This is a genomic window from Caballeronia choica, assembly GCF_001544535.1.
GTDB lineage: Bacteria > Pseudomonadota > Gammaproteobacteria > Burkholderiales > Burkholderiaceae > Caballeronia > Caballeronia choica.
Genome location: NZ_FCON02000024.1, coordinates 73,567 through 85,237 on the forward strand (window position 1 = coordinate 73,567; position 11,671 = coordinate 85,237).

General features: G+C 61.9%; 11 protein-coding genes. 9 read left to right on the forward strand and 2 right to left on the reverse strand.

The window, feature by feature from the left end; translation table 11 throughout:
- Positions 1-3 precede the first annotated feature (3 nt).
- The 9 genes from AWB68_RS13675 (at position 4) to AWB68_RS13720 (ending at position 10,274) form a co-directional block, all read left to right on the forward strand.
- Positions 4-1,605 (forward strand): class I adenylate-forming enzyme family protein, encoded by a 1,602-nt coding sequence (locus AWB68_RS13675; protein WP_087644891.1) that lies wholly within the window; start codon positions 4-6, stop codon positions 1,603-1,605.
- A gap of 500 nt (positions 1,606-2,105) precedes the next feature.
- On the forward strand, positions 2,106-3,803 hold the full coding sequence (locus AWB68_RS13680; RefSeq protein WP_087644892.1) for an electron transfer flavoprotein-ubiquinone oxidoreductase: 1,698 nt from the start codon (positions 2,106-2,108) through the stop codon (positions 3,801-3,803).
- Positions 3,804-3,849: 46 nt separating this feature from the next.
- A complete protein-coding gene (locus AWB68_RS13685) occupies positions 3,850-4,353 on the forward strand; it encodes a MaoC family dehydratase (protein WP_087644893.1) in 504 nt (167 codons plus the stop codon).
- Between the two features lie 11 nt (positions 4,354-4,364).
- Positions 4,365-6,068 carry an alpha/beta fold hydrolase gene (locus AWB68_RS13690; RefSeq protein ID WP_087644894.1) on the forward strand — a complete coding sequence of 568 codons (1,704 nt, stop codon included), beginning with the start codon at positions 4,365-4,367 and terminating at the stop codon, positions 6,066-6,068.
- 62 nt (positions 6,069-6,130) lie between these two features.
- Positions 6,131-6,556, forward strand: a complete 426-nt coding sequence (locus tag AWB68_RS13695; protein ID WP_235028320.1) for a phasin family protein — start codon at positions 6,131-6,133, stop codon at positions 6,554-6,556.
- Positions 6,557-6,608: 52 nt separating this feature from the next.
- Positions 6,609-7,451: a poly(3-hydroxyalkanoate) depolymerase gene (phaZ, locus tag AWB68_RS13700; protein ID WP_087644896.1), complete on the forward strand. Its 843-nt coding sequence runs from the start codon at positions 6,609-6,611 to the stop codon at positions 7,449-7,451.
- 176 nt (positions 7,452-7,627) lie between these two features.
- Positions 7,628-7,912 carry a hypothetical protein gene (locus AWB68_RS13705; RefSeq protein ID WP_087644897.1) on the forward strand — a complete coding sequence of 95 codons (285 nt, stop codon included), beginning with the start codon at positions 7,628-7,630 and terminating at the stop codon, positions 7,910-7,912.
- Between the two features lie 434 nt (positions 7,913-8,346).
- Entirely contained in the window at positions 8,347-9,129 is a 783-nt protein-coding gene (locus tag AWB68_RS13715; RefSeq protein ID WP_087644899.1) for an SDR family NAD(P)-dependent oxidoreductase, read from the forward strand.
- A gap of 71 nt (positions 9,130-9,200) precedes the next feature.
- A complete protein-coding gene (locus AWB68_RS13720; RefSeq protein ID WP_087644900.1) occupies positions 9,201-10,274 on the forward strand; it encodes a M35 family metalloendopeptidase in 1,074 nt (357 codons plus the stop codon).
- A 100-nt stretch (positions 10,275-10,374) separates the two neighbouring features.
- Here the strand turns inward: AWB68_RS13720 and AWB68_RS13725 are convergent, their stop codons facing one another.
- On the reverse strand, positions 10,375-10,668 hold the full coding sequence (locus AWB68_RS13725; protein ID WP_235028321.1) for a hypothetical protein: 294 nt from the start codon (positions 10,666-10,668) through the stop codon (positions 10,375-10,377).
- Positions 10,669-10,921: 253 nt separating this feature from the next.
- A partial coding sequence (locus AWB68_RS13730; RefSeq protein ID WP_143281958.1) for an aminotransferase-like domain-containing protein occupies positions 10,922-11,671 on the reverse strand: 750 nt, incomplete at its 5' end.

The following is an 11,671-nucleotide window of genomic DNA, read 5'->3' on the forward strand; positions in this document are numbered from 1 at the left end:
ATCATGACACGCTACAGCGAAACAGCAGGTCCGCTCTATGTCGATGCATTACTCGAACAACTGGGCATACGGTCTGATAAACCCGTACTGCGCTATCTCCATACCGACGTTACTGGCGGCGCGCTGCGTCGTTCGATCTTTCGCTACGCACGTGCGCTCGAGGCACTTGGTATAGGCCGGGGCTGCCTCGTTGCGTTACTCGCTCCCAATTGTCCCGATGCCCTCGCGATCCGCTACGCGGCGAATCTTCTCGGTGCCGCGACGCTGTTCGCGCCGGCACTCGCGAACGTCGATCACCAAAGGGCGTTGCTTGCCAGGGTCCGGCCCACGCTGCTGGTCGTGTTCGCGGAAACCGTCGACCTTATCCCCGATGGTGTGACTGCACGCATCGCGCTGGTGGGTTTCGGCGCTGATTCCCTAAGGCTCGACCGGCTTGCAACAGCACAAGCGGAGTTGCCTTTGCACACGCGTGCCATGCCCGATGACCTCGCGGTGATCGTATCGTCCGGTGGCACGACCGGCGTGCCGAAATGCAGCCGGCGATCGTTCGCCGGTTATTCGGCGATGGTCAGGGCGGAGCGGGCCGAAGGCAAGCGACAACTCGTCAATGGGGCACTTGCGTACATTTCGCAAGTCCTCGTCGACTCGACCTTGATGAGCGGAGGCACCGTCGTGCTCGACTGCCACTACGACGCTGCCGCGACGCTTTCGATGATCGAGTCGGAACGCATCACCGACTTGCTTCTCGTCGAGCCACAGCTTTTCGAAATGATGGATCATCCGGACGCGCGCTGGCGCGATCTGTCGTCGTTGCGCTCGATTGCTCATATCGGCGGCTCGGCGCCCGCGGTTCTGCGACAACGCGCAATCAAGCGCTTTGGCCCGGTACTCAAGCATATGTATGGCGCGAGCGAGTCGGGTCTGGTCAGCGTGCTTGCGCCGCCCGGATACGAGGCGAACGCCAATCTGCCATTCAGCGCGGGACGCATCGTGGATGGCGTCGAGGTACGCATTCGCCACGCGAACGGATTGCTCGCGGATGCAGGGGAAATCGGCAACATCGAGGTGAGGTCGCGTTCGGTGGCGCAGGGCTACTACAGGCAGCCGGAAGCGGAATCGCACAAGTTTCGCAACGGCTGGTGCCTGATGGGCGACACCGGCTTCATCGACGAAGACGGCAGCTTGCATGTTCTCGGGCGTGCGTCCGATGTCGCTGTGGTCGATGGCGCGCTTATCAGCCCGACGACGATAGAGGAAATTCTCTGCTGGCTGCCAGACGTGCGTTATGCCGCAGTGTTTGCACCGGGAAAAACTTCAGCGGGATACACGTGGAATGCGCTGGTTGAGCCATGGGCAGGCAGGCCCGTGGAAATAGCGCGGTGCGCAAGTATTCTCGAATCCGCGTTTGGCGCGTCCGTTTCGAACCGGGTTCGCATCATCGCGGTAGATCGCGTGCCACAAACCGAACAGGGCAAAGTGGACCGCGCGGCGATCGAGGCTGTTCTTCAGGACGAGCCGCGGAGTAGATCGCGCTGTATCGAATTCGATCGGCATGAAAACCATGCGGCCCAGGCACCGGGCCTAAGTGCTCTTTATGCCGTCTGATGTTTTGCACTTCCACAGAAGCCCAAGCGCATCAAACGGTCGAAACACAACCCAATGCGCGTCGTCGGGCCGCTCCGACGCCACGCAACTCGCCAGATAGCCCGTTGGATTGACGCCCCTCGTAGCGGTCAAACCCGCCCGGTAATCGAATGAAGTGCTCGCATTCAGGCTGATGCGGCGCGCGCAATGGCGGGCGTCGTATCGCAGGAACGCCACGGGATTCCCATTCGAGCCGTGAAGAGCGGCAAGTTTTGTCAATGAAAGGGCAGGTTCGGATACCGGGAATCGAAGCACACGACGTTACGATTACCCTACCGAATCGCGCTGCGCGACAAAACCGTAAAACATCGCGGCGCGCAGACAAATCCAGCAGGAGACACGAAATGCGCCATACCGCGCCGCTGAAAGACATTGCAAGAGTAGCCATGCCGCAGGGCATCAAAGACCGACGCGACGCGCTCGCGCTGGTCGCCGGCCCATTCTGAGCGAGCAGGCACATCATGACAATCTCAATCAAGTACCCGAATCAATCGGATCACTGGCTCGAAGAGTACGGGCCACGCGAATCGATGGAATATGACGTGGTCATCGTCGGCGGCGGTCCGGCGGGCTTGTCGGCGGCAATTCGGGTCAAGCAACTGGCGCGGGAGCAGGGCGCGGACGTATCGGTGTGCGTGCTCGAAAAAGGCTCGGAGATCGGCGCGCACATTCTTTCCGGTGCGGTCATGGACCCACGCGCGATCAGCGAACTGATCCCTGACTGGAAGGCGCTTGGCGCCCCGCTGAACGTCGAAGTGACGGAGGACCGGTTTCTTTTTTTGTCGGAAAAAGGCAGCGTTAAGACGCCGAATTGGGCGCTGCCGGCCAGCTTCACGAATCACGGCAACTATGTGATAAGCCTCGGTAACGTGACGCGCTGGCTCGGCGAACAGGCCGAAGCGCTCGGCGTCGAGATCTTCCCGGGCTTTCCGGCCGCCGAGGTGCTGTATCACGACGATGGCTCGGTCAAAGGCGTCGCGACCGGCAACATGGGCATCGGAAAGGATGGCGAGCCGACTGAGAACTTCCAACTCGGCATGGAACTGCACGCGAAGTACACGCTCTTCGCGGAAGGCGCGCGCGGCCATCTCGGGCGCCAGTTGAGCGAGGGGTTCAAATTGCGAGCGGGCGTCGGTCCGCAGGTCCACGGCCTCGGCATCAAGGAACTGTGGGAAATCGATCCCGCGCAGCACAAGCCCGGCCTCGTCGTTCATACGGCCGGCTGGCCGCTCAACACGGATACCTATGGCGGGTCGTTCCTGTATCACCTGGATAACAATCAGGTGGCGGTCGGATTTGTCGTCGGGCTTGGCTACCAGAACCCGTATCTTTCGCCGTTCGAGGAGTTCCAGCGCTACAAGACGCATCCCGCGATCCGCACGTTTTTCGAGGGCGGCAAGCGCCTGTCGTATGGTGCGCGCGTGATCACGGCGGGCGGACTAATGTCGCTGCCGAAGCTGACGTTTCCGGGCGGTGCCCTCATCGGCGACAACGCGGGATTCCTGAATGCGTCGCGGATCAAGGGCAGCCACGGCGCGATCAAGTCCGGCATGCTCGCCGCCGAGGCCGCATTCGATGCCATCCGCTCCGGCCGCCAGCGCGACGAACTGAGCGCCTACCCTGAATCGTTCAAGCGCTCGTGGCTGCACAAGGAGTTGCACAAGGCGCGCAACTTCAAGCAGTGGATGAGCAAGGGGCTCTATGTCGGCACGCTGATGGTCGGGATCGAGCAGAAGCTCTTCGGCGGCCGCGTGCCCTGGACGCTGCGGCATCGTCATGCAGATCATGAAACGCTAAGGCCCGCCGAACGTTGCCTGCCGATCGCTTATCCCAAGCCCGATGGCAAGCTGACCTTCGACCGCCTCTCGTCCGTGTTCATTTCAAACACGAACCACGAGGAAAACCAGCCGGCGCACCTCACGCTGAAGGATGCGACGGTGCCGGTCGGCATCAACCTCGCGAAGTACGCTGGGCCGGAAAGCCGCTATTGCCCGGCGGGCGTCTACGAATTCGTCAAGAACGACGACGGCGCGGATCGCCTGGTCATCAACGCGCAGAACTGCGTGCATTGCAAGACCTGCGACGTGAAGGACCCGACGCAGAACATCGTATGGGTCACGCCGGAAGGCAGCGGTGGTCCGAGCTATCCGAACATGTGAAGGTCGGTGCGGCTCGCGCCGACCGATCAACAAAGGAGACAACAGCATGAGCATCAATGAATACAGCATGGCTACGCTCGACGGTTTCGTCGGTCGTGAGTTGGGGGTGTCGGATTGGGTCGTCGTCGATCAGGCGCGCATCGATGCATTCGCCGATTGCACCGGCGACAAGCAATGGATCCATGTGGACGTCGAACGCGCGTCACGCGAGAGCCCTTACGGCGGCACGATCGCGCATGGCTATTTGACGTTGTCGTTGCTGGCGGCGCTGGGGATCGAGATCGGGATGATTCCCGCAGACGCAGCGGCGGGCCTGAACTACGGGCTGGACAAAGTGCGCTTCGTCGCGCCGGTGAAAGCCGGATCGCGAGTCCGTGGCCGGATGGTGTTGCTGGAGATCGAAAGGAAATCCGGCGGCCGCGTCATTCTGAAGGTCGCAAACGAATTGCAGATCGAAGGTGAAGACAAGCCCGCACTGATCGCCGAGACACTGGTGATGGTGATTGCGCGCGAAGTTGGAACGGTCGAGAAAACTGAAGCAGCAGCTTGAGGAATAGTGAAATGGCAGCAAGCAAGGACAACCCGACCGCGAGCGGCATGCCGGACGATCTCGCCGCGAGCGCGACCGAGGGCATGCTCGGTCCCAATCCGTTCGTCGGGTTGCGTGCGCAGGACATCATCGCCACCGTTCAGCAACTCGGTGAACAAGCCGCCCGGCATCCCGGCGTGCTGTTCGAGCAGGAAACGAAGCTGGCTCGCGCGTTGATGTCGGCATGGTTTGGCGGCGGCGCAACGCTTCCCAAGGGCGACAAGCGTTTCACCGATCCGCTCTGGCAGGACAACCCGCTGTATCGGATGTCGCTGCAAGGCTATTTCGCCTGGCGCGACTCGGTTGCAGGCTTCGTCGATCGCTCCGCTCTCGACGACAAGAGCAAGGAGCGCGCTCAGTTCGTGACCTCGCTCCTCACCGACGCACTGGCGCCGACCAACACGCTGGCCGGCAACCCGGCCGCATTGAGGAAGATGTTCGAGTCGGGCGGCGCGAGCCTGCTTGCCGGCATGAAGAACCTCGTGACGGACGCGCTGACGAACCAGGGCATGCCCGCTCAGGTCGACAAGAGCGCGTTCGAAGTCGGACGCAACCTGGCGACTTCTCCCGGTGCGGTGGTGTTCCGCAACGAGGTGCTGGAACTCATCGAGTACGCACCGGCGACGGCGAAGGTCCATGCGCGCCCACAGTTGATCGTTCCGCCGCAGATCAACAAGTTCTATATCTTCGATCTGTCCAAAGGCAAGAGCATCGTCGAGTATCTCGTGCAGAGCGAGTTCCAGGTGTTCGTCGTGAGCTGGCGCAATCCGACGGCGGCACAGCGCGAATGGAACATGGACACCTACGTCGCCGCGCTGATCGAGGCGATCGATGCCGTGCGCGACATCACCGGCAGCCCGGATGTGAACCTGCATGGCGCGTGCTCCGGCGCGATGACCATCTCCGCGCTGCTCGGACATCTGGCGAGCCGTGGCGAGAAAACCGTGCACGCGGCGACGCTGATGGTCGCGGTGCTCGATAGCTCGGCCGAGTCGCAGCTTGGCCTCTTTTCCACGCCGGAAGCGGTCGCGGTGGCCAAGCAGAACAGCGCGGCCAAGGGCGTGCTGGAGGGCGATGAGATGGGCCGCGTGTTCGCGTGGTTGCGTCCCAACGATCTGGTCTGGAACTACTGGGTCAACAACTATCTGATGGGTAATGCGCCGCCGGTGTTCGACATCCTCTACTGGAACAACGACACCACGCGGTTGCCGGCGGCGCTGCACGGCCAGTTGCTCGACATCTTCACGCAGAACCTGTTTGGCAAGCCCCGCGCGCTGACGGTGCTCGGAACGCCGATCGACCTGTCGGAGGTCGCGTGCGACAAATACGTCGTGGCGGGCGTCACCGATCACATCACGCCGTGGCAGGGTGTGTTCAATGCGGCGCGCACGTTCGGCGGCAACACGGAGTTCGTGCTGAGTTCGAGCGGGCACATCCAGAGCCTGATCAATCCGCCCGGCAATCCGAAGGCGAAGTTCTACCTCAATCCCGAACTGCCGGCGAGTTCCGACGACTGGCTGTCCAATGCGCAGATGACGCAGGGTACGTGGTGGGAACACTGGCGGGAGTGGCTCGCAACGCGCTCGGGCAAGAAGCGGGCCGCGCGCCAGTCGCTCGGCAATGCGCGGTACACGGCGGGCGCGAGTGCACCAGGTACTTATGTCGTTGAAGCATGACAGCGAGTACGACCATCCGAAACGACCACGATTTCTTTAACGCAGTTCTTTCTGGAGATTTGATGATGGAATCGATCACGCCCAAAAACCTTTTCGGCGACTACACCAAGATGCTCACGCAATTCAAACTTCCCGGCGTCGATCTCGTCGGCATGCTGGAATCACGTCGCAAGGATATCGAGGCGCTTGCAATGCTGAACACGAACGCGCTCGCCGGCATCCAGGCGCTCGGCCAGAAGCAGGCCGAGATCCTCGGTTCGGCGGTGATGGGAGTGCAGTCGCTGGTCGCACATCGCACCGACACGGAAAGCAAGCCTTCGTCCAGCAAGACCGAACGCGTTCAGGGCGCCGTGTACAAGACACTGGAACTCGCGCAGGAACTGGTTGGTACCGTCTACAAGGCTCAGTCCGACACGTATGCCGTGGTTACCCGGCGAGTCGCGGAGAATGTCGAGGAACTGAAGGCGCGGCTGCAACCTAACAAGTAACTCGCGGCGCATCGCGCATTGCCCGCTTGTCTCCCAGCCTGAAGGAAACCGCATGACAGAAACATATGACATCAAAGAGCCTGTCAGCAGTCTCGAAACCCGCATGGTGGACGTTGACGGCCAGCTTCTGCGCGTCGGTATCCGGCGTGGCAGCGACGCTTCCACGCCCTTGCTCATCTTCAACGGCATCGGCGCCAACCTCGAACTCGTCGAGCCGTTCGCGGCGGCGCTGGGCGACGTCGAGGTCGTCGTGTTCGACATACCCGGTGTCGGCGGCTCGCCGGCGCCGGTCGTGCCGTATCGCTTCTCGATGCTTGCGGTGCTTGCCGACACGCTTCTGTCGAAACTCGGCTATGACGGCCCCGTCGACGTGCTCGGGGTGTCGTGGGGCGGGGCGCTCGCGCAGCAGTTCGCGCATCTTTATCCGGTGCGCTGCCGCAGGCTGGTTCTCGCGGCAACGTCGCCGGGCGTCATCATGGTGCCCGCGAAGCTTTCCGTGCTCTCGAAGATGATCGGGCCGCGTCGCTATACGGACCCGGAGTATCTGGATCGGATCGGTGCGGATATCTATGGAGGCGCCTACCGGCGCGACCCTTCACTGTTGCGGGAACACAGCCGCCACATCCAGCCGCCGCGAGGTCGCGGGTATGTGTATCAGTTGCTGGCGGCGTGGGGCTGGAGCAGCCTTCCGTGGCTCGGAAGCCTGAAGCAGCCCACCCTGGTCATGCATGGCGACGACGATCCGATCGTCCCGTTGACGAATGCGAAAATTCTTGCCGCGCGGATACCCAACTCGAAACTCCACGTGATCGACGATGGTCACCTGTTCCTCGTCGCGCGGGCAGACGAAGTCGCGCCAGTGGTGCGCGAATTTCTGAAGCAGGAATCGGCATGAGGTTGCCGGCAGACGGCGCCGGCGTCTCGCGAGCGGGTTCGAATCTGCCCGACGCGTAGACAGTCGCACACAAGCGCACCTTGAAAAGACGAGAAAAAGCCGTGGCATTGAACTACGATTGAAAGCGCATACACGCCAATGCTGCGGTCCCATTTCGCTTTAGTCGGGAGACGACGATGAAAATCCTGGTGATTCTGGCATGCATACTACTTTCATCGAATGCAACCGCTGAGTGCAGAAGAACGGCGACCGGGCGTACCGTTTGCGACAACGGACAGGAAGCTGGCGGCTACAATCGGAACAGCGGGACGGCCTGGGAGGCCGAGAAGAATTCGGCGGGTGTCACCACGACCCAGACGAGCAAGGGCGGCGAAGCCAAGACCAAGAATGGAAAAGGCGTGTACGAGAGCCCGAGCGGCAAGAAATGCGTCAAAACCGCGAACAACCAGGGATGTAATTAGAGGTCTGTCGCTGCTCGATCTCGTTGTCTGACTGTCGAGCCGAACGATTGCCATCCGCCGTTGGCTTGCCAATGACCGCTCACGTCGTGACTGGATGATGACGCGGGTGACTGGGGTTGCGTCAGGTCATTCGGGCAGAGGCAGAGCCAATACACCGCCAGGCAAGCAAGTCCCATGGAAGCCTGAGTGCATCAAACGGCGCAAACATCGCAACCCCGAGCGCCAGCAATCCCCCGTCACGGTTTGTAGCCTGCCGCCCCACGTGATGCTCTTCGCGTTGAGCAGTTCGCCGATGTTCTTCGAGGTCATCGACGCCACATCGGTGGTGCTGGGGCAGACATCGTCGGCGGGATCGAGGTCTGCGCGTTGTGGCCGAAGTCGCCCCAGACCTCCGGGTGAAGCCCGGCGACCACCGACGAGGAGCATGATCGATCATGATGCTTGATTCAGCGATTACAGCCGTCATCACCGGCGGTGCGTCAGGGTTGGGTGCGGCTACAGCGCGCCGTCTCGCTTCGCGTGGCGTGCGCGTCGCGCTCTTCGATCTCGACGCGGAGTCGGGCAACGCGCTCGCGAGCGAGATCGGCGGCGTGTTCTGCCATGCCGATGTAACCGATGACGCGCAAGTCGCTGCCGCATTCGCGGCGGCGCGCGCGGCTTTCGGCCAGGAGCGCTTGCTGGTCAATTGCGCGGGCACCGGCGATGCGATCAAGACCGCAAGCCGCGACAAGACGACTGGCGCAGCAAAGCACTATCCGCTCGACAGGTTCGAGCGCACGATCCAGATCAACCTGATCGGCACGTTTCGCTGTATCGCGCGATCCGCTGCCGGCATGCTGGACCTGCCCGCACTCGCGGACGGCGAGCGCGGGTTGATCGTCAATACGGCATCGGTGGCGGCCGAGGACGGCCAGATCGGCCAGGCGGCGTACAGCGCGTCGAAGGCCGGCATCGTCGGGATGACGCTGCCGATCGCTCGCGATCTCATGAACGACGGCATTCGCGTGAACACGATCATGCCGGGCATTTTCGAAACGCCGCTGATGCGCGGTGCACCGGATCACGTGCAGGAGGCGCTGATGCAGTCAGTGCCGTTTCCGAAGCGCTTCGGCCGGCCCGAAGAGTTTGCCGCGCTGGTCGAGAGCATCGCGACCAACGTCTATTTCAATGGCGAGAGCGTGCGCCTGGATGGCGCGATACGAATGCCCCCGCGCTGATGCCGCATCGTTTGCACTACCGGAATCCCAGCGTTTCCTGACGCCGCCTGCATCACACTCACGAGGTCGACATGAACAACCTGGACACGTTGTGGGCGTATATCAGGAAGCACGTGCCATCGGAGGGCATCGAGGATGCTGACGGCGGCCCCGTCAAATTCCGCGACCTGAAGCAGTATCACGAGAAGAAGGTCTCCCGATGGGTTGAGGTGGGAAAGACGCAAAGGAGGCGAGCGGAAGAATTGATCGACGACCCGCTCGGGGTGTGTCAGCTTAGGCGCACTGACAGTGAACTCACGCGCGAACGAGCCGATGAAGTGCCGGTCGTGGCCATGCTGCTGGCGATGTCGATTGTGCTGAATTTGGATGAAGACACGCTCCGGAGGGCTAAAGCGATTCTGGAAAGGCGTGACGTTCAAGATATCGAAATGAGGTTGAAGAGCCTTTTATCCAAGGGCGATGTCGTCAAGTCGACACGATTTCCAAAGTTGGAGTTGAAGAACTTCAAGAGCGTGTCCCTCGGCTTCGAAAGCGTAGAAGCAACCTACAGCGCTGCCGCCGAAGATGCCTATGACGGCGCGAGGGACCTGCTGACGAAGATGGGCCAGCAGTTATTGCAAGTTCCGTCCGGCATCCCTATGCAGTTCAAGGGAAAATTCACCGAGTATTTCGGAAATCCCGACGCCATTGAGGATGTCGCAAAGCTCGGATTCCAAGGCGGCGCCGAGCTGGGATTGGCCGGTCATCAAACACGAAGCGCTGTGGTGCGTGCGGTGCTCGGGTGCGTGTGGAAAGGCATCGAGAGCAAGACAATGCGCCTGTACTTCGGGGGAGGCACCGTCATCCCCAAAGTAGAAGCCTATGTCCCCGACATCAAATCAGCTCGCCGCGACGGGCGGATAAACGTACACCTGGCAATCGGTTTCTTCAGTCACGATCAACGGGTGATTCATGACGGAATGAGCGTCAGCCGCGGCGGCGTCCTTATTCATGAGTTGACTCATGCCCTGGCCGGCACGATAGACGTAGGGCAGGCCTTCATGCCGGGCATCTGCAAATCGCTCACGAACGAGAAAGTGTGGGGGACAGACGCGCTGGTCAATGCGCAGAGTTACGCGTCGTTCGTCGAGGACGCTTTCGGCTGAGGACGGCGGGCGAAACCGCGGGCTTCTGCTGTACGAAATGCTCCGCGTAGAGGGGCTAAGGAAAGACCCTTCCATCGGTCGACAGGCGCAGCCCGCGCGCTCACTGTTTGATCTTGCCGGTAGCGTTGGGGCCCGACGCGCCTTGTGGCGCCATGGCGTTCTCACGCTTCTGCATTAAAGTCCCGCTGGCGGGCTTGGTGCTGCCGGCGTCCGCAGCGCGGCCCATGCTCTGGCCCTCCGCGCCGGGTTGCATATTCTGCGTGCCCTGGTCTGCGGGCTTCGCACTGCCGGTGTTCGTGCTGGTCTGCGCAAACGCGCAAGTGCCAGCAATCAAGGAAAATGCGCCCATTATTGCCGCTATACGTTTCATGATCGTCTCCGGTTCGGGCAGCATTTCGAGCGCTGCCTTCGTGCATGCTGGGCAGCATGCGCCGTGCCCGCTGCTGCAAGCGACGACTCAGTGTTGGCGGGCCGCGAAACGCGACATGAATTCGTCGTCGTACGAATGAAGTGAAGGTGCGCGGTGTCGTCGGAGCTGATCGCGTTGAGCGGACCTGACCGCTGAAGAGCATCGAAGGCAATGGATGGTCGGGGACGCTTGACTCTACCGTGTGCTTCCGTCGGGCGATATTGACATTTTCCGCGCATCAATCGTCCAGACACGCGCGCAACGTTCGTGCGAGACGGCCCGCTTCTCCTGCATCGGCGATGTTCGCGAAGCCCATCACGAGGCCGCGCAGTGTGCGCGGCGCACGGCCATTCGCGTACCAGATCGAAAGCGGCAGCACCGCGAGCCCCGCCTCGCGCGCGCGTGCGGCGACGGCGACGTCGTCGACGGGGCCACCGGGGCCACCGGGGCCCTCGGCGAATTGCACCGCGAACTGGATTCCACCTGGGGGCAAGTCGACAATCAGCCGTTCACCAAACGCCTGCTCAAGCGCGTGCACGATCAGCATGCGCCGCTCGCTGTACAACGCACGCATGCGCTTCAGATGCCGCGCAAAATGCCCCAGTTCGATGAAATCCGCCACGGCCGCCTGCAATAGCGTCGGCGATCCGGCGTTCATGCTGCACGCCACCCGCCCGACGCGCTCGACGGCCCGCTCCGGGATCACCGCATACGCGAGCCGCAAACCGGGGAACATGACCTTGCTGAACGTGCCGCAATAGATCACGTGATCGCGCCGGTCGAGGCTCTTCAACGCCGGCAATGGCCTGCCCAGATAACGGAACTCGCTGTCATAGTCGTCTTCGATGATCCAGCTGGATGCTTGCTCTGCCCAGTCCAGCAGCGCCACGCGTCGTGTGAGCGACAACGTATGGCCGAGCGGGCTCTGATGCGACGGCGTGACCAGTGCGAAGCGCGCCTGCGCATCCAGCAGTGTGCCGCGCTCGAC